This window comes from Lentzea sp. NPDC102401, assembly GCF_044765805.1.
In the GTDB taxonomy this organism is placed as follows: Bacteria; Actinomycetota; Actinomycetes; order Mycobacteriales; family Pseudonocardiaceae; genus Lentzea; species Lentzea sokolovensis.
The window spans coordinates 258,087-282,165 of record NZ_JBIWKS010000005.1 but is presented as its reverse complement, the minus strand read 5'-3'; the positions used below and the strand labels follow the sequence as shown (position 1 = coordinate 282,165).

Here is a 24,079-nt window from a genome sequence, read left to right as displayed (position 1 = left end):
TCGCCGGAAACCTTCCGTCGTGAAGTGGGTCAGCGCTCGGTGCGTCGGCCGAGCTCGTTGTCGATGAACGCGAACACGTCGTCCGCGGAGGCCTCGGTGAGGCGATCGCGCGCGGCTTCTTTCTTGGCCGTGCCGCCGTACTGGGCGAGCAGCTTGCGCAGCCGCGCCGCGACACCCGGCGTTCCGGCGGCGAGCGCGATCTCCACCTGGTCGAGCTCGGAGGCGAGCGCGGGCCGTTCGTCCTGCGCGCCGACCAGCAGGCCGTGCAGGTGCGCGGCCAGTTCGGCGGGCGTCGGGTAGTCGAAGACGAGCGTCGCCGCGAGCTTGAGCCCGGTGGCGGCCGCGATGCTGTTGCGCAGCTCCACGGCGGTCAGCGAGTCGAAGCCGAGGTCGCGGAACTGCCTGTCCGCCTGCACCTCGGCGGGCGATCCGTGCCCGAGCACCCCGGCCGCGTGCCCGCGCACCAGATCGAGGACGTGCTGGAGCTGGTCCTCCGCGGGCAACGCCGCCAGCGTCGCGCCGTAGTCCACAGTGGACGCGCCGCCCGCCGTCCGCTTGCCGCCGCGCACCAGCCCGCGCAACACCGCCGCGACCGGCCCGTCCGAACGCCCGGTGCTGATCCGCGCCGGCACCAGGAACGCCTCGTCGCGTGACGTGGCGTCGTCGAACAGCCGCAAGCCCTCCTCGACGCTCAACGGCGGCATCCCGCCCCGTCCCATGCGATCCAAGGCGCCGTCCTGCAGATGCGCCGTCATGCCACTCGACTGCGCCCACGGACCCCACGCCAACGACGTCGCCGGAAGTCCCTGCTCGCGCCGATGGACGGCAAGTGCGTCGAGGAACGCGTTCGCGGCCGCGTAGTTGCCCTGTCCCGGCGCACCCACGATGCCCGAGACCGACGAATACAGCACGAACGCCTTGAGCTTCTGCTTCTTCGTGGCCTCGTGGAGGTTCCACGCGCCGTTGACCTTGGGCCTGAGAACGGTGGCGAGCCGCTCCGGCGTCAGCGACCCGATGATGCCGTCATCGAGCACACCCGCCGTGTGGATGACGGCCGTCAGCGCGACGCCCTTCACCACCTTCTTGACCGCCTTGAGGTCGGCGGTGTCACAAGCGGCGATCGTGACGTCCGCACCGTGCGCCGTCAGTTCCGCCTGCAACGCAACGGCTTCCGGCGCATCCGGCCCTCGCCGCGATACCAGCAGCAGCCGCTTGGCGCGCCGTGCCGCGACGAGGTGACGTGCCAGCTCCGCACCCAGCCCACCCGTACCGCCGGTGATCAGCACGGTGCCCTCCGGATCCCACCGCGCCGTCTCGACGGTGTCGGTGACGCGGGCGAGCCGAGCAACGAGGACCTGCCCGTCCCTCACTCGCGCCTGCGTCTCGCCCGCGTCCAGCAAGCCGATCGGCAGCGGCGCGGAGTCGTCGGTGTCGACCAGCAGGAACCGTCCGGGGTTCTCCGACTGCGCCGACCTGACCAGTCCCCACACCGTCGACGCCGCCAGGTCGTCGCCGCGCCTCACGAACACGACCCTCTCGTCCTGCTGGACCGTGTGGAGTGCCTGCACGGCAAGCGAATGGGCCTGCTCGACGTAGTCCTCGCCACCGCTGATCTCGACGATCGCTGCTTCAGCCTCGGTGAACCGCAGCGCCGGCACCCACTCCAGCCGGAACAGCGAATCCTGTTGCTGTCGCCTGGTGAGCGGCGAGCCGAGGACCACCGTCCGCGCCGAGAAGACCGGCGCCCCTTGCCCGTCAACGGCATCGATCGAGCCACCCAGATGCCGGACCCTCAGCGTCGACGCGCCAATCGCGTGCAGCGACAGACTCCGCCACTCCAGCGGCACGTCCTCGCCGAGCATCGCCTTCTGGATGAGCTCGGGATGCACGCCGTACTGGTGGGCGTCGTCGGATTCCAGCGACACCTCGGCGAACGTCGCGTCCCCGAGCTGCCACGTGTTCTGCCCGATCTCGACAGCGCCCTTCGGCGGCCACTCGGTGACCCGGAAGTCGCTCGCGTACTCACCTTCCGTGAGTACGCCACTAGCCAGCAGCACCCACTCGTCACCCTGTCGCGTGTGGACGGTGAGCTGCCGCTTGCCGTCTTGTAGCGCGGAAACCGACACCTGTAACACACCCGCCGTCAACGGCCCGCTGACGACCAGTTCCTCGACGAGCCCGCACCCGACCTGGTCGGCCGCCCGGAACGCGATCTCCGCGAAGGCCGCCTCGGCATGGTCTTCCGTGAGCCTGTTGGTGAACACCACGGCATCGGACCCGGCGAGCGTCATGGCGGCGCCGAGCACCGGGTGGTCCACCGGCCCAAGTCCGACCGCGGCGACGTCACCGGCGTTCTTGCGCGGCGTGGGCCAGTACCGCTCGTGCTGGAACGGGTAGGTGGGCAGCTTGATCTTGTTGTTTTCGGGGAAGAACGGCATCCAGTCGACGTCCACTCCCCGCACGAACAGCCTCGCGAGAGCCGTGGTCCACGCCGTGACCTCGTCCTTGTCCTTGCGCAGCGCCGGAATCGCACCGTCGACCAGCGCGCTCAGCACCCCGTCCGGCCCGATCTCCAGGAACGTGGCGTCGCCGATGCGCGCAACGTTGTCCGCGAACCTCACCGCGTCCCGCACGTGCCGGACCCAGTGCTCAGCCGTCGTGACGTCGCCGGTCGCCTGCACCGGGATCTTCGGCTCCTGGAAACGAATGTGCTTGATGGCCTCGCGGAAGTCGTCGAGCATCGGCTCCATGAGCGGGGAGTGGAACGCGTGACTGACCTTGAGCTGCCTGTGCTCCCAGTTCTCGGCGATCTTCCGCGCCTGCGCCTCGTCGCCCGCGATGACCACGGCGTTCTCCCCGTTGACCGCCGCGATGGACACGACGTCGTTGAGGTGCTTGAGGATGTCGCTCTCGCTCGCCCTGACCGCGAACATCGCGCCGTTGGCCGGCAACGCCTGCATCAGGTTCGCGCGTGCTTGGACGAGCTTCGCCGCGTCTTCAAGACTGAACACCCCGGCGACGTGCGCCGCCGCGATCTCGCCGACCGAATGCCCGGTGACCACATCGGCCTTGACGCCGAAGCTCTCCGCGAGCCGGTACAGGGCGACCTCGATCGCGAACAGCGCGGGCTGCGTCCTGGCCGTGCTGTTCAGTTCGGCTTCGTCCGCGCCCCAGACGATGTCGCGGATCTGGAGTTGTCGATCGACCGCGTCGAACGCTGCTGCGAATGCTGCGAACCGCTCGTACAGCTCCCGGCCCATCCCGAGCCGCTGCGAACCTTGCCCGGAGAAGAGCATCGCGAGCTTCTTCTTGCTTGCCTGTCCAGTGGCGATTTCCGCGCCGTCGAGCAGGACCGCCCGGTGGTCGAAGCGCGACCGGCCGAGCAACGAGAACCCGATGTCCTGCGCGCTCGCCCCGGTCCGCGTGCTGAAGTCGGTGATCCGCTCGATCTGCGCGCGCACCGCATCGGAGGACTTCGCCGAAAAAACGAACGGAGCCCCCTTGGGGGGACGCGAAGTCCCCACTCCAATCGTCGCACGAGAGACGGACAAACCCGAGTCGGCAAGATCGACAAGTGGCGAGTTGTCCACAGGTGCTGAGTTGTCCACAGATTCCAGCGCGCCCCTCTGACCAGCGCTTGCGGGCGGTACGCTGGAAATTGGGGGGATCCCCGCGGCCGGCGCCTCCAAGATCACGTGAGCGTTCGTGCCGCTGATGCCGAACGACGACACACCCGCGCGCCAAGGCCGGTCCACCGCGGGCCACGCGGTCGCCGAGGTCAGCAGCGACACCGACCCCGCCGACCAGTCCACGTGCGACGACGGCGAGGTGACGTGCAGCGTGCGCGGCAGGACGCCGTGCCGCATCGCCATCACCATCTTGATCACCGACGCGACGCCCGACGCGGCCTGCGAGTGGCCGATGTTCGACTTCAGCGAACCCAGCAGCAGCGGTTCGGAGCGGTCCTGGCCGTAGGTCGCGAGCAGCGCCTGCGCCTCGATCGGATCGCCCAAGGCCGTGCCGGTGCCGTGCGCCTCCACGGCGTCCACATCGGACGTCGACAACCCGGCGGCAGCGAGCGCCGCACGGATCACACGTTGCTGCGACGGGCCGTTGGGCGCGGTCAGGCCGTTGGAGGCGCCGTCCGAGTTCACTGCGGAACCGCGCACGACCGCGAGCACCTCGTGGCCCTGAGCCAGTGCATCGGACAGCCGCTCGACCACGAGCAGGCCGACGCCCTCGGCCCATGCGGTGCCATCGGCGGAATCGGAGAACGCCTTGCAACGGCCGTCACGCGCGAGGCCGCCCTGCTGGCTGAACTCCATGAACGTGCCCGGCGACACCAACGTCTGCACGCCGCCGGCGAGCGCCAGAGTGCACTCGCCGTTCCGTAGGGCGGACACGGCCATGTGCAGCGCCACCAACGACGACGAGCACGCGGTGTCGACCGTGATCGACGGTCCTTCCAGACCGAGTACGTAAGAGAGGCGGCCGGATACGACGCTCGGGGACGTTCCGGTGCTGGAGAAGCCTTCGCGGGCCTGCTCGGAGTTGATCACCAGCTGGCCGTACTCGAGGCCGCCGGCGCCGAGGAAGACGCCGGTGCGCGAGCCGCGCAGGGCCAGCGGGTCGAGGCCGCCGTGTTCGAGGGCCTCCCAGGCGGTTTCGAGGACGAGGCGCTGGTTCGGGTCCATCGCGACGGCCTCGCGCGGGGAGATGCCGAAGAACGCCGGGTCGAAATCCGCGATGCCGTTCAGGAAGCCGCCGTGGCCGGTCACCGACTGCCCGGCGCCGTCGCCGACCACGCTCGTGTCCCAGCCGCGGTCCGCCGGGAAGCCGCTGATCGCGTCCCGTCCGGCCGCCACCAGGTCCCAGAGCTGGTCGGGGCTCAGGACGTCGCCGGGGAACCGGCAGCCGATGCCCACGATCGCGATCGGCTCGTCGCTGACGGCGCCCGCGAACGACTCGGCCTCGGTGGTGCCGCCGAACATCTCGACGGCCAGGTGGTCGGCGAGCGCCTGAGGGGTCGGGTAGTCGAAGACGAGCGTCGCCGGGAGCGTGAGGCCGGTGGCCGCGTCGAGGCGGTTGCGCAGCTCCACGGACGTCAGCGAGTCGAACCCGAGCTGGCTGAACTCCAACCCGGCGTCGATCGTCGCCGCGGATCCGTGGCCGAGGACGGCGGCGGCTTCGGCCAGCACCAGGTCCACGAGGCCGTTCGGGCTGATCTGCACGTCGGAGCGGTTCGTCGCGGTTCGGCGTCCGCCGCGCACGAGGTCGCGCAGCAGCGGTGGCACCATGCCGTTCGTGGTGCCGCTGATGACCCGTGCGGGCACCACCTGCGCCGCGTCGACCGTGACCGCCGCGTCGAACAGGGCCAGGCCGAGTTCCAGCGAGAGCGGCGGCATCGAGGACTTCTCGAGCCGTTCGAACGCCGCCGCGTCCATCTGCCCGGTCATGCCGACGTCGGACGTCCACGCGCCCCACGCCAGCGACACCGCGTGCAGCCCCAGCGAACGCCGGTACTGGGCCAGCGCGTCGAGGAACGCGTTGCCCGCCGCGTAGTTGCCCTGGCCGGCGGTGCCGAGGACGCCGGACACCGACGAGTACAGGACGAATTGCGCCTCCGGGACGAGCGAGTGCAGGTTCCACGCGGCATCCACCTTGGGCCGCAGCACCTTCGTCAGTCTCTCGGGGGTCATCGACGCGATCACGCCGTCGTCGAGCACGCCCGCTGTGTGCACGACGGTGGTCACGTCGTGCCCGTTGAGGACGGCGGCCAGCGCGTCGTGGTCGGCCACGTCGCAGGCGGCGATCGTGACGATGGCACCGTGCGCGATCAGCTCCGCCTGCAGCTCCAACGCACCGGGGGAGTCGGGTCCGCGCCGGCTCAGGAGCAGCAGGCTCCGCGCTCCGGACGCGACGAGGTGCCGTGCCAGTTCCGCGCCCAGGCCACCGGTACCGCCGGTGATGAGCACGGTGCCGGACCAGTCGACGGGCCGCGTCTCGTGCTCGCCCAGGCGTGCCAGCCGTCCGGCGTGGGCGACGCCGTCCCGGACGACGAGCTGCTGTTCTTCGCTCATGAGCATGCCGGGTTCGACGGCGCTCGACTCGTCGAGGTCGATCAGCAGGAAACGTCCGGGGTCCTCGGCTTGTGCGGCCCGCACGAGGCCCCAGACCGCAGCCGCACCAAGATCGCGGACCGGCTCCTGCGCGCCCCGCGTGACGAACACCGTCCGCTCGTCGGCGTTCTGCAGAACCTCCAACGCCTCGATCGTCGCCCGGTGTGCGGCCTCGGCGTCGACGCCGCCCTGGATCTCGACGATCCGGGCGTTGATCTCGGACGCCTCGCCGAGCTTCGCCGGCACCCAGTTCACCTGGAACAACGCCTCACGCACCCGCTGGTCCTGCGGGACCTCAGGCACGTGCACAGTCAACGCGCGCACGGACAACACGGGGTTGCCCTCGATGTCGGCGGCCGCGACCTCGACGGCGTCGCCGTTGCGCGTGAGCTGGACCTTCAGCCGTTCCGGGCCGATGGCGTGCAGCGACACGTCCCGCCACTCGAACGGCACGCCCTCACCGAGCAGTTCGCTCGTTCCTTCGAGGGCCTGCGCCAACAACAACGGATGCACACCGAACGTGGCGGCGTCGTCCACACCTTCGGGCAGTTCGACCTCGACGCCGTCGCCACTGAACGCCGCGTGGTAGGGCTCGGTGGTGAGCGTGCCGGTGGCGTGCTCGACCCAGGTGTCGCCGTGCTGGGCGTGCACGCTCACCGTGCGCTTGCCGTCCTGCGGTGGTCCGACGCGCACCTGTACGGCGACGGCGTCACGTTCCGGCAGATGCAACGGCACGGCCGTGATGAGGTGTTCGACGCGATCGCAGCCGACGAGGTCGCCCGCGCGGATCACGAAGTCCAGGAACCCGGTCGCCGGGAACGTCTCGCCGAGCCACGGATGCGTCGCCTTCGCGAGCCGTCCGCTGAGCACCAGTTCGTCGGTGCCCGCGACGGTGACCGCCGCGCCGAGAAGCGGGTGTCCGCCCGATGCGAGGCCATAGGCCGTGAGGTCGCCTGTCCGGCCGCCGACGGATGCTTTCGGCCAGAACCGCTCGCGCTCGAAGGCGTACGTCGGGATGTTGATTTGTACACCTCGAATCAACATCTGAGTCAAGTCAACATTGATTCCGTCAACATGTACTTGACTGAGTGCAGTCATCAAGCTGTGCAGTTCAGTCCTGTCGCGCCTCGACGTCGGCACGCCGTTGACGAGCGCGGACAGGACGCTGTCCGGTCCGACCTCGATGAACCGCGTGACGCCCTTGTTTCTGAGCGCCTGGACGTTGTCGTGGAACCGGACCGTGTCACGGACGTGGTCCACCCAGTAGTCGACGGTGTCGGGCTGTCCGGATGTTGACATTCCTACAACCGGCGCGTGGAACGTGAGTCCGCTGATCGCCTCGCGGAAGTCATCGAGCATCGGCTCCATCAACGGCGAGTGGAACGCGTGACTGACGCGGAGTCGCTTGTGCTTCCAGTTGGCGGCGATGGCTTCGGCTTCTTGCTCGTCGCCGGCGATGACGACGGAGTTGAGAGCGTTGACGGCAGCGATGGAGACGTTCGCGGTGAGATGCGGCGTGACCTCGGCCTCGGTGGCTTGGACGGCGATCATCGCGCCGGTCCGCGGGAGGGCCTGCATGAGGCGGGCGCGTGCTTGGACGAGCTCGGCGGCGTCTTCGAGGCTCAGGACGCCGGCGACGTGCGCCGCCGCGATCTCACCGATGGAGTGGCCCGCGACGTGGGCGGGCTTGATCCGGAACTCCTCCAGCAGCCGGAACAACGCCACCTCGAACGCGAACAGCGCGGGCTGCGCGTTGCCGGTCTGGTCGAGCGCGTCGGCGTCGGTTCCCCAGACGAGGTCGCGCAGGCCCGGTTCGAAGTGGGCGAGGACGGCGTCGAACGTGTCCGCGAAGGTGCTGAACCGCTCGTACAGCTCCTTGCCCATGCCGAGGCGCTGCGAGCCCTGCCCGGAGAAGAGCACCGCGAGCGTGTGGTCGCCGGCGACGCCGTTCGCGACTTCCTCGCCGTCGATCAGGACCGCGCGGTGGGCGAACCGCGACCGCTTCGACAGGGTGTGGGCGACGTCGAGCGGGTTCGCGCCGGTGGCGAGGACGGCCTTGATCCGCTCGACCTGAGCACGCAGCGAGCCCGCCGACTTCGCCGACACGAGCAACGGCACCGCGCTCGCCGCGCCCAGCGTGCCCGCCGTGTCTGGCGCGCTCGGCGCTTCCAAGATCACGTGTGCGTTCGTTCCGCTGATGCCGAACGACGAGACGCCCGCGCGGCGGGGACGGTCCACCGTCGGCCAGGCGGTCGTGGAGGTCAGGAGTTCGACGGCGCCTGTCGACCAGTTGATGTGGGACGACGGCGAGGTGACGTGCAGGGTGCGGGGGAGTTGGCCGTGGTGCATCGCCAGCACCATCTTGATGACGCCCGCCGCGCCCGCTGCCGCCTGCGTGTGGCCCAGGTTGGACTTCACCGAGCCGAGCAGCAGCGGTTCGGCGCGGTTCTGGCCGTAGGTGGCCAGCAGCGCGTGCGCCTCGATCGGGTCGCCCAGGACGGTGCCGGTGCCGTGGGCCTCGACGGCGTCCACCTCGGACACCGTCAGGCCGCCCGAGGCGAGGGCCGCGCGGATCACGCGTTGCTGAGAGGGGCCGTTCGGGGCGGTGAGGCCGTTGGAGGCGCCGTCGGAGTTGAACGCGGAACCGCGGACCAGTGCCAGCACCGGATGTCCCGCGGCGACAGCGTCGGAGTGGCGCTCTACCACCAGGACGGCTGCGCCTTCTGACCAGACCGTGCCGTCCGCGGAGTCGGAGAACGCCTTGCACAGGCCGTCTTGCGCGAGTCCGCCCTGGCGGGAGAAGCCGGAGAACGAGGTCGGGGTCGCCATGACCGTGACGCCGCCGGCCAGGGCCAGGGAGCATTCGCCGCCGCGCAGTGACTGGGCGGCGAGATGCAGCGCTACCAGGGCAGAGGAGCAGGCGGTGTCGACGGTGACGGCAGGTCCTTCGAGGCCCAGTGCATAGGAGATGCGACCCGAGATCACCGACGCGGCCAGGCCGGTGCCCGCGTGGCCTTCGAGGTCTTCGTTGGAGGCCATCACCACGTGTTGGTAGTCCTGGCCGTTGGTGCCCACGAAGACGCCGGTCCGTGAGGCTCGCAGCGAAGCGGGGTCGATGCCTGCGCGTTCGAAGGCCTCCCAGGAGGTTTCGAGCAGGAGGCGTTGCTGTGGGTCCATCGCGAGGGCTTCGCGGGGGGAGATGCCGAAGAAGGACGCGTCGAAGTCCGCGGCACCGTTCAGGAAGCCGCCGCGGATGGGTTCGGTCGTGTCCCAGCCGCGGTCCGCCGGGAAGGACGTGATCACGTCCTCGCCCGCCATCAGCACACGCCACAGGTCGTCCGGCGAGTCGATGCCGCCTGGGAAGTGGCATGCCATGCCGACGATCGCGATGTCGTCGGTGCCGTCGACACGAACGTGCTCCTCGGCGACCACGGAGGTGTCTCCGAGGAGTTCGTCCAGCAGGAACTCCGCGAGCGCCAGCGGTGTCGGGTAGTCGAACACCAGGCTGGCGGGCAGCGCGAGTCCCGTGATCGAGGAGAGGTGGTTGCGCAGGTCGACGGCGGTCAGCGAGTCGAAACCGATGTCGCGGAACGCCTTGTCGGACGCGACCGCCTCCTTGCCCGCGTGCCCGAGCACCACCGCCGCACGCGTGCGGACGAGGTCGAGCACCGGGGCGACGCGTTCGCCGGCGGGCAGGGAACGCAGTGAACGCCGGAACTCCGCAGCCGCCGAGTCGCTCTCGGCCCGGGCGGCGGCGAGTTCGTCCAGCGCCTCGCGGGCACCGGGCAGTTCCGACATCACCGGCGTCGGGCGCAGGCTCAGCAACGCCATCAGCAGCTGCGGCGCGCGCAGGTCCGCGACGACCGCGGTGGCCGTGCCGTGCGCGACGAGGTGACGCAGCGCGCTGATCGCGAGCTCCGGGGCCAGCGACGCCGCACCGACCTGCTTGATGTGCTCGGCGACGCGGTCGTCGCCCGCCATACCGTCACCCGCCCAGGCGCCCCAGGCGATCGACGTGGCGGCCCGGCCCGCCTGGCGGCGTTGCTGGGCGATCGCGTCGAGCACGGAGTTCGCGGCGGCGTAGTTGCCCTGGCCCATGTTGCCGACCGAGCCCGCGACCGACGAGAACAGAACGAACGCGTCGAGGTCCATGCCGCGCGTCAGTTCGTCGAGCACGAACGCCGAGTTCACCTTCGACTCGAACACCTTCGTGAACGCGTCGGGCGTCAGGCTGTCGAACATCATGTCGTCGAGCACACCGGCCGCGTGCACGACGGCCTTGACGTCCTGCGTCAGCAGCTCGGCGACGGCCTCCCGGTCGGAGACATCACAGGCCACGACAACGGTTTCCGCTCCGAGCGCGGTGATCTCGGCCTGGAGGTCCGTCGCGCCGGGGGAGCCGGGGCCGCGCCTGCTGACCAGGACGATCTTCGCGGCTCCGCGCTGGGCGAAGTCACGTGCCAAGTGCGCACCGAGAGCACCGGTACCACCGGTGATCACCACGGTTCCGGCGGGCGTCCACTCGACCCCGTTCGCTTGCGCGCCAACGACGACACGCCTGCCGAACACCCCGGCGGAGCGGACGGCGGTCTGGTCCTCGTCGCTGGACAGCACGCAGGTGAACCGGTGCGCGACGCGGTCGTCGATGTCGTCCGGCAGGTCGATCAGACCGCCCCAGCGCTGCGGGTACTCCAGCGACGCGACGCGTCCCAGGCCCCACACGCCGGTCTGCCACGGTTGCGTGAGCAGGTCGTGGCGTCCGGTCGACACCGCACCGCGGGTGATGACCCACAACGGCGCGTTGATGTCCACGTCGCCCAGCCCCTGGATGAGCGCGGTCGTGCCGACGACCGGGGCCAGTTCGTCGAGATCGTCCAGCGCCAGCAACGAGATCACGCCCGTGTAGCGCTTCTGGTTGAACTCGACCAGCTGCCCGGTCAGGTACTCGCGGTCGGCCCACGCCACTTCGAGCACCGTGACGTCGTCGCCGAGGGAAGCCAGCAACGTGCGCACCCAGCCGTCCTCGGACAGCGACATCGGCACCGCGACGAACCACGAGCCTTGCGCCGGTTTGAGACCGGTCAGGGGCGTCCACGACTCTTCGTGCAGCCACGAGTCCACAGTGGACCTCGCGGATCGCCTCTGCCGCCACGCGGACAGGCCTGGCAGCACGCCGGCCCAGGTCTCCGGTTCCATGTCGAGCGTCGTGGCGAGCTGGGTGGCGTCCTGCTGCTCGACGGCGGCCCAGAACTCGGCGTCGATCGGGTCGCGGCCGGCCGCCGGTGCCTGGGCGATCTCCGGCCAGTGGCGCTCGTGCTGGAACGGGTAGGTGGGCAGGTCGATCGTGCGGCCGTCGAGCTGCCAGTCGATCTTGACGCCGATGACGTGCAGGCGGGCCAGAGCGGTCAGCCACGCGTCGGTCTCGGTCCGGTCGCGGCGCTGGGCGGGGATGGCGCCGGTGAGGCCGCTCAGGACGCCGTCGGGGCCGATCTCCAGGAACGCGTTGGCGCCCTTGGCTTTCAGGGCTTCGACGTTGCCGTGGAAGCGGACTGTGTCGCGGACGTGCCGCACCCAGTACTCGGGGTCGGTGACGTCCGCCTGCGTGTGGATCGGGATCTGGGGCTGGTGGAAGGTGAGTGTGGTGATGGCTTCGCGGAAGTCTTCGAGCATCGGTTCCATCAGCGGGCTGTGGAACGCGTGGCTGACCTTGAGGCGAGTGGTCTTGCGGTCTTTGAAGCGGTCGGTGATCCGCTGCGTTTCGTGGTCGTCGCCCGCGATGACGACGGAGTTCTCCGCGTTGACGGCGGCGATGGAGACGTTCTCGGTGAGGTGCGGGCTGATCTCGGCTTCGGTGGCCTGGATCGCGATCATCGCGCCGGTCTGCGGGAGGGCCTGCATGAGGCGGGCGCGTGCTGCTACCAGTTTGGCGGCGTCTTCGAGGGTGAGGACGCCGGCGGCGTGTGCGGCGGCGATCTCGCCTACCGAGTGGCCCGCCAGGAACTTCGGGGTGATGCCGGTGCTTTCGGCGAGGCGGTAGAGGGCGACCTCGAAGGCGAACAGGGCGGGCTGTGCGTTGCCGGTCTGGTTGAGCGCGTCGGGGTCGTCGCCCCACATGACCGGTGTGACGTCGAGGTGCTGGGCGACTTCGTCGAGCGCGGCTTTGAAGACCGGCTGGGTTTCGTACAGCTCTTTGCCCATGCCGAGGCGTTGGGCGCCTTGACCGCTGAACAGGATTGCGAGCGTTTTGGGGGTGGCGACGCCTTCTGCCAGTGTCGCGCCGTCTCGCAGCACGGCGCGATGGTCGAACGTCACGCGGTGGTGCAGCAGGGAGTAGGCGACGTCGTGTGGGTTCGCGCCGCTCTGTACGAGGGCGTTGATCTGGTCGATCTGGGCTTGGAGGGCTTCGGGCGACTTCGCCGACACGAGCAACGGCGCCGGGCTCGTCGATTTCGGGGTGCCTGCCGCGCCCGTCACGCCCTTCACGCCCGTCGCGCTCTTCGGGATCGATTCGGATTGGCCGACCCCCTGGGGGGAACTACCCCCCATCCCAATCATCTCAGGCAGGTCTGACAATTCTGGAGCGCTCGGAGCGGCCTCGATGATCACGTGGGCGTTGGTGCCGGACAGGCCGAACGACGAGATGCCGGCGCGATGAGGGCGGTCCACCACGGGCCATGGGGTGTTCTCGGTCAGCAGCGACACGTTGCCCGCCGACCAGTCCACGTGCGAGGTCGGCGACGTCACGTGCAGGGTTCGCGGGAGCACGCCGTTGCGCAGCGACAGCACGAGCTTGATCACACCCGCGACACCGGCGGCGGCCTGGGCGTGGGCGATGTTCGACTTGATGGAACCCAGCAGGAGCGGTTCAGAACGGTTCTGGCCGTAGGTTGCCAGCAGGGCCTGGGCCTCGATCGGGTCGCCCAGGACGGTGCCGGTGCCGTGGGCCTCCACGGCATCCACGTCCGAAGTGGACAGACCGGAGTTGGCGAGGGCCTGGCGGATCACGCGTTGCTGCGCAGGGCCGTTCGGGGCGGTCAGGCCGTTCGAGGCGCCGTCCTGGTTGATCGCCGAGCCGCGCACGACTGCGAGGATCTGGTGGCCGTAGCGCAGGGCGTCGGACTGGCGTTCGATCACCAGCACGCCGACGCCTTCCGCCCAGCCAGTGCCGTTGGCGTCCTCGGAGAACGAGCGGCAGCGCGCGTCGCCGGCCAGGCCACCCTGGGCGTTGAAGCCGGCGAAGCTCATCGGGGTCGACATCACGGTCACGCCGCCGACCAGTGCCATCGTCGTCTCGCCGGAGCGGATCGAGTTCGCGGCCAGGTGCAGGGCGACCAGGGAGGCCGAGCAGGCGGTGTCGACGGTGAGGGCGGGGCCTTCGAGGCCGAAGGTGTAGGAGAGGCGGCCGGAGATCACCGCCGACGACAGGCCCGTTGACGCGTGGCCCTCGACCTCGTTGCGGGAGCGCAGGATCAGGTTGGTGTAGTCCTGGCCGTTCGTGCCGATGTAGACGCCGGTTCTAGTACCGCGCAACGACGTCGCGTCGATACCGGCGCGTTCGACGGCCTCCCAGGCGACTTCGAGGAGCTGGCGTTGCTGCGGGTCCATCGCGAGGGCCTCGCGCGGGGAGATGCCGAAGAAGCCCGCGTCGAACTGCGTCGCGCCGTGCAGGAAGCCGCCCTCGACGGTGCCGCCCATCGCCTCGGCCTCCCAGCCGCGGTCGTGGGGGAACGTCGTGACGCCGTCGCCGCCGGTGACGAGCAACTGCCAGAGGTCTTCCGGCGAGTTCACGTCGCCGGGCAGGCGGCAGGCCATGCCGACGATCACGATCGGGTCGTCGAGATCGGCCTGGCCCTGGGCGACGACGTCGTCGGAGAGCCCCTCGCCGGTCAGTTCGGCGAGGAGGTGCTCGGCCACGGTCCGCGGGGTCGGGTAGTCGAAGATCAGCGTCGCGGGCAGCGCAAGGCCGGTGGCGAGAGCGAGAGCGTTGCGCAGTTCGATGGCGGTCAGCGAGTCGAAGCCGAGCGCGCGGAACTCCCTGTCCTCCGCGATCCCGTCGGCGTGGATGACCTTCGCGGCCTCCTCGCGGACCACCTCGACCACGAACGGCAGCCGGTCGGCGGAGGGCAGGCCCGTGAGCTTCAACGCCAGGCCGCCGCTGCGGGCGTTGGAGGCGGTGCGTCGTCCGGGGCGGGCGCGCTCGGGGACGAACGGCGCGAGGAACGCCTCGTCGGTCCTGATGGCGGCGTCGAACAGAGCCGGATCCCAGGTGTCCATCGCGAGCGCCAGGCCCGGCTGGCCGAGACCGCGGCGATGGGCGGCGAGGGCTTCGAGGTAGCTGTTCGCGGAGGCGTGGGCGCCCTTGCCGACCGCGCCGACGACCTCGGCGATCGACGTCAGCACGACGAACGGAACGTCACCGCACAGCGTGTGCAGCAGCCACGCCGTGTCGGCCTTGGCCTGGAAGACGGTGTCGAGGCGGTCCGGTGTCAGGGCGCCGACGACACCGTCGTCCTGGAGATCGGCCGCGTGCACGACCGCGGCCAGATCATCCACAGTGGACAGGAGTTCGGGAAGTGAGTCCCAGTCGGTGACCGTGACGACCCTGCGCACCCCTGGGAGAGCTCCGACGTGCTGTTCGATCTCGGGGAAGTCGCCCGTGACCACGACAGTGCCGTTCCACGAGTGCTCGGCGGTGTGTCCGGCGGCGCGGCTGAACCGGCCGACGCGCACCTCGCCGTCGCGGACGACGGCCTGGGTTTCGCCGAGGTCGAAGAGTGCCGCCAGGCCGTCCGGGAGGGAGTCCTCGACGTCCAGCAGCAGGAACCGGCCGGGGTGCTCGACCTGCGCCGACCGCACCAGGCCCCACACGGCCGCGCCCGCCAGATCGTCCCCGGACAGGGCGCCTCGCGTGACGAACACCAGCCGGGAGTTGGTCAGGAGCGACTCCTGGATCAGCAGCAGAGCCTGCCAGGAATCGGTGACCGGCACGAGGACGGTGTCCGGTGTGGACTCGCCCGCCAACGAGTCCACGACCGGAACACCGAGTTCGAGGAGGTCCTCGCCGAGCACAGCCCAGTCGTTCGCGCCGTGGACCTCGATCGGGACCCAGTCGAGCCGGTACAGCTCGGTGCGGTGCGTCGCCTTCAACTCGCGGAACGAGATGGAGGCGTCCAGGACCGCGTCCCCGTTGGCGTCGGCGGCGGTGAGCCGAACCTTCCCGTCCTTTTCGGACAGACGGACGCGGAGGAGTTCGGCGCCCGTGGCGTGCAGGGTGACCGAACGCCAGTCCGCGGCTTCGCCTTCGACGCCGAGGAAGGACGCGGCGTTCAGGGCGGCGTCCAGCAGGGCCGGGTGGATGCCGAAACCCGTGGCGTCGCTGGACAACGCGACCTCGGCGAAGATCTCGTCCTTCCGCCGCCAGACCGCGCGGAGGCTCTCGTCGTGGGAGCTGTCGACGACCTGCGCGCCCTTCGGCGGCCACACGGCGATGTTCTCGGGCTGCGTGCCGGTGCCGAGCCCGCCTTCGGCGTGCTTCACCCAGTCCTGCTGGTCGGCGCGGGAGTGCAGGGCGAAACGGCCGTCGGTGCCGACGTGGAGCTGGACCTGCACGGAACCGTTGCCTGCCAACCGCAACGGCTCGATCATGGTGAGTTCCTCGACGGCGCCGTGGTCGGTGAGGTCTGCCGCTTTCAGTGCCAGCTCGACGAAGCCGGCGGTCGGGAAGGCGGGCCACTGCGCTCCGGACAGCGTGCCGGTGAGGATCAGTTCGCCCGACCCGGCGACGGTCATGGCCGCGCCGAGCAACGGGTGCCCGGCGGGGGAGAGGCCGAGTCCGGTGGCGTCGCCCGCGCTGACCGAGACCGACGGCCAGTACGGCGCGTGCTCGAAGGCGTAGGTGGGCAGGTCGACGCGTCTGCCGCCGGGGTAGCAGGGCAGCCAGTCGACTCGCGTGCCGCTGACGTGCAGGCGGGCCAGGGCGGTTTCGAACGCCTCTACCTCGTCGCGGTCCTTGCGAATCGTCGGAATGGCGTCCTCGACCAGCGCGGCGAGGACGCCGTCCGGGCCGATTTCCAGGAACGTCTTGCCCTGCAGGGCTTGGACGTTGTCGTTGAAGCGGACCGTGTTGCGGACGTGCTGCACCCAGTACTCGGGATTGGTGACGTCGGCACCGTGGACGGGGATCTGCGGCTCGCGGAAGGTGAGCGTGCCGATGACTTCGCGGAAGTCGGCGAGCATCGGTTCCATCAACGTGCTGTGGAACGCGTGCGACACCCGGAGCCGCTTGTGCTTCCAGCGCTGGGCGAGTTCGAGGGTCGCTTCCTCGTCGCCCGCGATGACGACAGAGGCGGGGCCGTTGACGGCGGCGATGCTGACGTTGCCGGTGAGGTGCGGCGTGACGTCGGCTTCGGAGGCTTGGACGGCGACCATCGCGCCGGTCCGGGGGAGGGCCTGCATGAGGCGGGCGCGTTCGGTGACGAGGGTCCTGGCGTCGTCGAGGCTGAGGACACCGGCGACGTGTGCGGCGGCGATCTCGCCGATGGAGTGGCCGGCGAGGTGGGCTGGTTCGACGCCGAAGTGTTCCAGGAGGCGGTAGAGCGCCACTTCGAACGCGAACAGCGCCGGTTGGGCGTTGCCGGTCTGGTTGAGCAGGTCCTCGTCGTCGCCCCAGATGATCTGTCTGAGTTCGGGGGTGGTGCAGGCGTCGAAGGCTTGTGCGAACACGGGGTAGCGGGCGTGGAGTTGCTTGCCCATGCCGAGGCGTTGGGCGCCTTGGCCGGTGAAGAGCATCGCGAGTTCGGTGCGCTTGGCCTGGCCGGTGATCTCGGTGCCGGCCAGGAGGACGGCACGGTGTTCGAAGAGCGTGCGGGTGGTGACGAGGGAGTGGCCGATGTCGCGCGGGTCGCCAGGGTGGGTGCGGATGCGGTCGATCTGGGCACGCAGGGAGGTTTCGGACTTGGCCGACACGACGAGCGGTACGGGGCGTGCCGCGCCGGTTTCGCCTGGGGTGGCTGACGATTCCGGAGCGCTCGGGGCGGCCTCGATGATCACGTGGGCGTTGGTGCCGGACACGCCGAACGACGACACGGCGGCACGCCGCGCACGATCAGACTCCGGCCACGAGCGAGCCGTGGTCACCAGGGAGACATCACCGGCGGACCAGTCGACGTGTGTGGAGGGGCGGGACACGTGCAGGGTGGCGGGCACGACGCCGTGCTGCATCGCCTGCACCATTTTGATGATGCCCGCGACACCGGCGGCGGCCTGGGTGTGGCCGATGTTCGACTTCACGGAGCCGAGCAGCAGCGGCGAAGGACGATCGGCGCCGTACACGGCCAGCAGGCTGCGGGCCTCGATCGGGTCGCCCAGCGCGGTACCGGTGCCGTGAGCCTCGACGACGTCCACATCGGACGGTGCGAGCCCGGCGCGGTCGAGGGCGGCGCGGATGACGCGTTGCTGGGCGCGGCCGTTCGGGGCGGTGAAGCCGTTGGAGGCGCCGTCGGAGTTGACGGCCGAACCGCGCACCACGGCCAGAACGGGGTAGCCCGAAGCCTGAGCGTCCGACAGGCGGGCCAGTGCCAGCACGCCGACGCCCTCGGACCAGCCGGTGCCGTCCGCGTCGTCGGAGAACGCCTTGCAGCGGCCGTCGCGGGCCAGGCCGCCCTGGCGGGAGAACTCGACGAGTGAGCCTGGCGTGCACATGACGTTCACGCCGCCGGCCAGGGCCAGGGTGCACTCGCCGCCGCGCAGGGCGTTCACGGCCAGGTGCAGGGAGACCAGCGACGAGGAGCACGCCGTGTCGACGGTCAGGGTCGGGCCCTCGAAGCCGAACGCGTAGGAGATCCGGCCCGACTCGGCGGAGGCGGCGATGCCGGTGCCGACGTCGCCCGTCGCGTCGTCCAGGCCGCGGATCAGGAGGTGTTCGTAGTCCTGGCCGTTGGTGCCGACGAACACGCCCGTGCGGGAGCCGCGCAGAGTGGACGGGTCCAGGCAGGCTCGTTCGAGGGCTTCCCAGGACACTTCGAGCAACAGACGTTGCTGCGGGTCCATGGTCACCGCCTCGCGCGGTGAGATGCCGAAGAACGCCGGGTCGAAGTCGGCCAGGCCGTGCAGGAAGCCGCCCTGCACCGACACGCTGTTGCCGCGGGCGTCGACACCGCTGCCGAGCAACGAGTCCACGTCCCAGCCGCGGTCGGCGGGGAAGCCCGTGATCGCGTCCCTGCCGGTGGACACGAGGTCCCAGAGTTGTTCCGGGGACGTGATTCCGGCGGGGAAGCGGCAGGCCATGCCGATGATCGCCACCGGCTCGCCGGCCGCGGCCACCAGTTGCCGGTTGGCGCGGCGCAGGCGGTCGGCCTCCTTCACGGCCGCACGCAGCGCCTCGACAACCTTCTCACTGGAGTTGCTCATGCTCTGCGCTCCGTCAGTCCGAATCCCGCGGTGCTCCCCGTTGGCACATTCGAACAGCCGAACCAGTAGTGGATTCCACAGCTTCTGCTGGGTGAGAACGTTTCCACGGCCGGGGCTTGGGAACGTGACCACGCAGCGTGATCCGCGCTGGGGCGTTCGGACGCCCGCGCCGTGTTGCGGTGCCTCGAAAGTGAGTTCACCCATTAGTTGATCTTGACTTCTCAATCAAGATCAACTGTGGTTGAGGTGCGCGCGATCAAGGTTGTTCTCACTGTTCTAGGTGGCGCGTCAGATGTATCAGCAGTGGCACGTGAGTGCGTTCTTGGCTTCCGCCGACACGGGCGTCAGCAATGAGATAGTCGAAACGGTCTGCGAGTTGCGGGCGAGGGTGCTGTGTGATCGTGGACGCCGACCGGCGTTTCGCGGCGAGGACGGCCGGCACGTCGACGATCAGGATCTCGACTACGGCGCCTGGCACTTCGTCGCACGCAAAGAGCCAGGTGGGCCGCCTCTCGGCTACATCAGGCTGTCGACACCGGCGACCGGCGAGCTGTTCCAGTCCCGGGCATTTCTCGGCAATGCCGGATTCGAAGGAATTCTCCGCGAGCCCGGTATCACGCCCGGAGAAACGTTTGAGCACAGTCGACTCGTGGTCGAACATCGGGCGCGAAATCTGGGGCTCGGCGCCTATTTGAAGGACGTCGCGATCGGTGCCGCACACGCTTCAGGTGCGAAAGCGATGATCGGCACGTCCGGGACGAAGGACGGCCAGCACCTGTTCCACGAACGATTCGGCTTGCGGTGTGTCGAGGGGACGCGCCGACACGTCGAGCACTACACCGAGGACGTCGTGATCATGCTCCACGACGTCGAAGCAGGCGCAGGCGAATACCACGAACCCGTCACGAGGATGCGTGGAGAGTTCCCGGTGCTGGCGGCGGTCGAGCACACTCCCGCCGTCGCGCTCAGTCACCGCCGGCCGCACGACCTCCACGGCAACGCGGACACCACGGCCTGGCGACCGGTCCTCCTCACCCCAACGGGCGCGGCCGATCGGGAAGCGCTGCACTCGCGGTTCAGGGAGCTGCGCAAGGGCGACGTGTTCGTGATGTCCGCGATCGGTGCCGGGTTCCAGTGGGGAACCCTTTGCTTCCGGCACTAAACGAGTTGCTCCCGCCGACGGCCCGGTGTTGCATGCGAAGGGCACCGGGCCTCTGGGGGAGTTGATCGATGCTCGACGGCGTGATCGCCACCGACGTGTCCCTTGTGGACGAGCTGGTCCGCACGCAGTTCCCGCGCTGGCACGGCCCGCCGATTCGCGAGGTCGCGCACGGCGGCACCAGCAACGCCCTGTACCGGCTGGGCGACGAACTGGCGGTGCGGCTGCCGCGCCGCGAGTGGGCCAAGGACGGGGCGGGCAAGGAAGCCGTGGTCGTTCCGCTGGTCGCGCCGCACGTGCCGGTCGCGGTGCCGGAGCCGGTCGCGCTGGGCGAAGCCACCGAAAACTACCCGTACCAGTGGTCGGTGGTGCGCTGGCTGGACGGCGAGACCGCCCCGATCGAGGCCGTCGGTGAGGACACCCCCTTCCGGCTGGCCGAACTGATCCGCGCGCTGCACGAGATCGACGCGACCGGACGGCCATGGACCACCGGCCGAGGCCGGGTGACTGGTTCCGACCACGACGACCCCGTCCGCACCTGCATCGGGCAGGTCGGCGGAGACCCCAGGCTCGTCGGCATCTGGGAGGCCGCGCTGAACGCCCCGAGCTGGGACCGTCCCGGCCGCTGGCTGCACGCCGACCTGCACGTCGGGAACCTGCTGTTCACGGACGGCGCGCTGACCGGCGTGATCGACTGGGGCGCGGCCGGCGTCGGTGATCCGGCGGCGGACCTCATGACGGCCTGGCTCTACCTGGACGAACGCGGCCGCGAGCAGTTCCGGCGCGAGCTCGCCGAGTTCGACGACGCCACCTGGGTGCGCGCGAAGGGCTGGGCGTTGCATCTCGCCGTGCTCGCGCTTCCTTACTACCGCGACACCAACAAGTTCCTCGCCGACATCGCGAGCTGGACGCTCGACCAGCTCTGCCCGGGCTGGGACGACTGATGCGGATCGACGCGTGCCTCGTGGACGGACTGATCCGCGACCAGTTCCCGCGCCCGCACACCTGCGCGCTCGCCGAGGTGCTCCTGGCGTTGCAGAAGGTCGACACCGCGGGCGAACCGTGGCAGCTACTCGCGGAACGCGCCGGGTGACATGCCCGTCTCACGCACGAAGAACTTCGTGAAGTTGGTGGCCTCGCTGAACCCGAGCCTGTTCCCGATCGCCGCCGACGACAGGTCGGTGTGCACGAGCAGCCGTTTGGCCTCCAGCGTCACGCGGGCGTCGATCAACGCCTTCGCGGACAGGCCCGTCGCGGCCAGGCAGATGCGGTTCAGGCTGCGCGTCGAGTAGCCGATGCGGGCCGCGTACTCGGCGGCGTTGCGGGTGGCGGCGAAGGAGCGTTCCAGTTCCTGCTGGAAGCGTTCGAAACGGGCGTCGGCGTGGCCGGGAGCGGAGCCGGGCAGGCGGGCGACGCGCAGCAGCAACGCGCCCAGCAACTGGCGGAGAAGGTCCACCGGTTCGTTGGTCAGCAGGTTGCGGCGGTACTCCTGCCTCAGGTCCTGCACGGCGCGGGTGAAGACCGCCAGTTCCGCCTGGGGGACCAGGTGCCGGACCGGCCCGAACGGACTGAGCACCGGCGGAGGGAACGCGGGGGTGAAAAGCACCATGAACGCCTCCGTCGCGCCGGTCGGCAGGCGGAGCACCCGGCCGGGGCTGACGTGCAGGAGAGCGCCGGCTGAGCACGGGTGGTCCACGAAATCGACCATGGTGGTGCCGGTGCCCGCGGTGAACAGGAACAGCTGGTGGAAGTCGGTGCGGTGCACCTGCTTCAGCGTGTCCTCGCTGAGCCTGCGGCGGAGCACGCCGAGGTCGAGCGCTTCCAGGCCCAGCTGCCCGCGGTCGGGGTTGCTGAAGCCGAACTGCGCGACCTGTCCACTTCTGACCATGGTGAGGCGTGATCCTACCTCGTGTCGGTGAGCTGGCTGGGACATCGTTGCAGCCATGGACAACAAGGAACTCGTGCTCAAGGCCGCAGGCGAACTGTTCGGCGACAAGGACCCGTCCGCTGTGGACCGTTGGGTCGCGCCGGACTACCGCCAGCACAGCTCGCTCATCGCGGACGGACCCGAGGCGTTGCGCGGGCTCGTCGCGAGCCTGCCGGAAGGTTTCCACTACGAACTGGCACGGGTGATCGCGGACGGCGATCTCGTTGCCCTGCACGGTGTCTACCACGGCTTCGGGCCGGAGCCGCTCGTCGCGTTCGACCTGTTCCGGGTGCGGGACGGCAAGCTCGTCGAACACTGGGACGCGCTGACGCCCGTGGTCGAGAACACCGCGAGTGGACGGTCCCAGACGGACGGTGCCGCGCGGCCCGCCGCCGAAGGCACCGAACGCAGTCGCGAGCTGGTCCAGGAGTTCGCGCAGCGGATCCTGCAGGACGCCGACTACTCGGTGCTGACCGACTACATCTCCACCGAGACCTACCTGCAGCACAACCCGGAGGCCGCGGACGGACTCGACGGGTTCGGGGCGGCCGCGGCGAAGTGGGCGGGGGAGGGCCGCAACCTCGTCTACAAGACCGTGCACCAGGTCGTGGCCGAGGGTGATCTCGTTCTGCTCCAGTCGGAAGGCGAGTTCGGCGAACCGGTCGCGTACTGGGACCTGTTCCGCGTCCAGGAAGGCAGGATCGTCGAGCACTGGGACGTCATCGCGCCGATCCCGGCGGACCTGCCGCACGGCAACGGGCTGTTCTGACGTGCTCACGGCCCTGCCCGACTACCGGCACGCGGTCGCACTGGACGAGCCCTTCCGTCCGCTCAGTGCGCCCGCGCCCGCCGGCGAACTCGAACTCCTGACGAGCCTCGCCCTGCGGATGCTCGGCGACGACCCGTGGGTCGGCCGGTTCCGGCTGCCGCGCGAGGCGGGGGATCGGCGCCGCATGCTCCGGGCGGTGCTCACCGTCCGCGAACCCGCGCCGCTGGACCCCGAACTCGTCGCCGTGCTCGACGCGCTGCTCGGCGGCGAACGTGGGCAGCGGCCGCTCGCGAACGCCCTGACGCTGCCCGCGCCGATCGCGGTGTGGCGGGGCGACATCACCCGGCTCCGGGCCGACGCGATCGTCAACGCCGCCAACGACGCCCTGCTCGGCTGCTTCCAGCCGATGCACGCCTGTGTCGACAACGCGATCCATGACGCCGCCGGGCCGCGGCTGCGGGCCGACTGCCGGCGGATCATGACCCTGCAGGGAACGCCGGAGCCGACCGGGGCCGCGAAGATCACCCGCGGTTACCACCTGCCCGCGCCGTTCGTGCTGCACACGGTCGGACCGATCGTGCGCGGAAATCTGTTGCCCGCCCACGGAACCGCGCTCGCCGACTCCTACCGGGCGTGCCTCGACCTCGCCGCCGAGGTATCGGGAATCCGCACGGTCGCGTTCAGCGGCATCAGCACCGGGATCTTCGGGTTTCCGAAGAGGCCGGCCGCGCGCGTCGCGATCGGCACGGTCCGGGACTGGCTCGCCACGCACCCCGGCCGGTTCGACCGCGTGGTGTTCGTGGCGTTCAGCGGCGAGGACGAGACCGTCTACCGGGAGTTGCTGTGACGCTGGAACGCTGGCTGGACGAGGCCGATCGCGTGCTCATCGCGGCGGGCGCGGGACTGTCCGCGGCTGCGGGGTACGACTACTCGGACGCCGAACGGTTCGCCGAGCTGTTCCCGGTGCTGCACGAGAAGGGTCTGTGGGCGAGGTACCAGCTGATCGGGCTGCCGCTGCCGCCCAGGTTGCTGTGGGGGTACTGGTCGGTGCACGTCAACGACATCCGGTTCGGCGAGGAGCCGAACCCCGTGTACACGAGGTTGCGGGATTTGGTCGGCACCCGTGACCACTTCGTTCTGACGTCCAATGTGGACGGTTTGTTCGCGCGCAACGGTTTCGCTGAGGACCGGGTGTGGACGCCGCAGGGCGACTACGGCCGCTATCAGTGCGAGACGCCGTGCACGCGGGAAACGTGGCCCAGTAGGCCGATCGTGGACGCCGCATTGGCCACCTACGACGTCTTGACAGGGGAGTCCGAGACGGTGCCGGCGTGTCCACGCTGCGGGGAAGAGGTGTTCCTGAACGTGCACAAGGGGCCCGAGTACGTGCCCGACCACTACGCGCCTGCGGGGAGGCGACTGCGGGAGTGGCTGGGAGACGGCGTGCTCGTGATCGAGATCGGCGCCGGGTTCAGCACGCCCACGGTCATTCGCCGGCCGGTGGAATCGCTGGTCCGCGGCCTGCCAAGCGCTCGCTTGGTGCGGATCAACACCGCGCACGCCGAGGTGCCGGCTGATCTTGGTGAACGGGCGGTGTCTGTGCGGGCGGACATCACCGAGGTGCTGGGTCTGCCATAGCACATCGGGCTATCCGCGAACTGGAGTAAGACCCCCCGCCATCCGGGTCCATTCGTCAG

Annotated in this window: 9 protein-coding genes; 6 read left to right on the top strand and 3 right to left on the bottom strand. The window is 69.9% G+C overall.

The window, feature by feature from the left end; all coding sequences use genetic code 11:
• Positions 1-29 precede the first annotated feature (29 nt).
• A complete protein-coding gene (locus ACIRG5_RS20220; RefSeq protein ID WP_402906619.1) occupies positions 30-18,527 on the bottom strand; it encodes a type I polyketide synthase in 18,498 nt (6,165 codons plus the stop codon).
• A 268-nt stretch (positions 18,528-18,795) separates the two neighbouring features.
• Entirely contained in the window at positions 18,796-19,188 is a 393-nt protein-coding gene (locus ACIRG5_RS20215) for a hypothetical protein (RefSeq protein ID WP_402906618.1), read from the bottom strand.
• Here ACIRG5_RS20215 and ACIRG5_RS20210 point away from each other — a divergent pair.
• From ACIRG5_RS20210 to ACIRG5_RS20200, 3 genes are all read left to right on the top strand, one after another.
• Positions 19,177-19,689, top strand: coding sequence for a hypothetical protein (locus ACIRG5_RS20210; RefSeq protein WP_402906616.1), 513 nt, complete (start codon positions 19,177-19,179; stop codon positions 19,687-19,689). The genes ACIRG5_RS20215 and ACIRG5_RS20210 overlap by 12 nt on opposite strands.
• Before the next feature lie 68 nt (positions 19,690-19,757).
• Complete coding sequence (locus ACIRG5_RS20205) at positions 19,758-20,630, top strand: aminoglycoside phosphotransferase family protein (protein WP_402906615.1); 873 nt, start codon at positions 19,758-19,760, stop codon at positions 20,628-20,630.
• On the top strand, positions 20,630-20,779 hold the full coding sequence (locus tag ACIRG5_RS20200; protein ID WP_402906613.1) for a hypothetical protein: 150 nt from the start codon (positions 20,630-20,632) through the stop codon (positions 20,777-20,779). The genes ACIRG5_RS20205 and ACIRG5_RS20200 overlap by 1 nt, the downstream gene beginning before the upstream one ends.
• On the opposite strand, the gene ACIRG5_RS20195 is transcribed toward ACIRG5_RS20200, so the two are convergent.
• Positions 20,756-21,574: a helix-turn-helix domain-containing protein gene (locus ACIRG5_RS20195; protein WP_402906611.1), complete on the bottom strand. Its 819-nt coding sequence runs from the start codon at positions 21,572-21,574 to the stop codon at positions 20,756-20,758. The two genes, ACIRG5_RS20200 and ACIRG5_RS20195, sit on opposite strands and share 24 nt — an antisense overlap.
• Before the next feature lie 55 nt (positions 21,575-21,629).
• Here ACIRG5_RS20195 and ACIRG5_RS20190 point away from each other — a divergent pair, with 55 nt between their 5' ends.
• Genes ACIRG5_RS20190 through ACIRG5_RS20180 form a run of 3 tightly spaced genes read left to right on the top strand, consistent with a single transcriptional unit; the run spans position 21,630 to position 24,020 of the window.
• The gene (locus tag ACIRG5_RS20190) at positions 21,630-22,382 is read left to right on the top strand and encodes a nuclear transport factor 2 family protein (protein ID WP_402906609.1); all 753 of its coding nucleotides are present in this window, start codon (positions 21,630-21,632) and stop codon (positions 22,380-22,382) included.
• 1 nt (position 22,383) lies between these two features.
• Complete coding sequence (locus ACIRG5_RS20185) at positions 22,384-23,229, top strand: protein-ADP-ribose hydrolase (RefSeq protein ID WP_402906607.1); 846 nt, start codon at positions 22,384-22,386, stop codon at positions 23,227-23,229.
• A complete protein-coding gene (locus ACIRG5_RS20180; protein ID WP_402906605.1) occupies positions 23,226-24,020 on the top strand; it encodes a hypothetical protein in 795 nt (264 codons plus the stop codon). Before ACIRG5_RS20185 ends, ACIRG5_RS20180 begins: the two co-directional genes overlap by 4 nt.
• Positions 24,021-24,079 lie beyond the last annotated feature (59 nt).

What these genes read in the sequence shown, in the direction of transcription:
- ACIRG5_RS20215 (WP_402906618.1), bottom strand. Translation starts at nt 19,188, where the DNA reads ATGTTCGACCACGAGTCGACTGTGCTCAAACGTTTCTCCGGGCGTGAT.
- ACIRG5_RS20200 (WP_402906613.1), top strand. Translation starts at nt 20,630, where the DNA reads ATGCGGATCGACGCGTGCCTCGTGGACGGACTGATCCGCGACCAGTTC.
- ACIRG5_RS20195 (WP_402906611.1), bottom strand. Translation starts at nt 21,574, where the DNA reads ATGGTCAGAAGTGGACAGGTCGCGCAGTTCGGCTTCAGCAACCCCGAC.
- ACIRG5_RS20190 (WP_402906609.1), top strand. Translation starts at nt 21,630, where the DNA reads ATGGACAACAAGGAACTCGTGCTCAAGGCCGCAGGCGAACTGTTCGGC.
- ACIRG5_RS20220 (WP_402906619.1), bottom strand. Translation starts at nt 18,527, where the DNA reads ATGAGCAACTCCAGTGAGAAGGTTGTCGAGGCGCTGCGTGCGGCCGTG.
- ACIRG5_RS20205 (WP_402906615.1), top strand. Translation starts at nt 19,758, where the DNA reads ATGCTCGACGGCGTGATCGCCACCGACGTGTCCCTTGTGGACGAGCTG.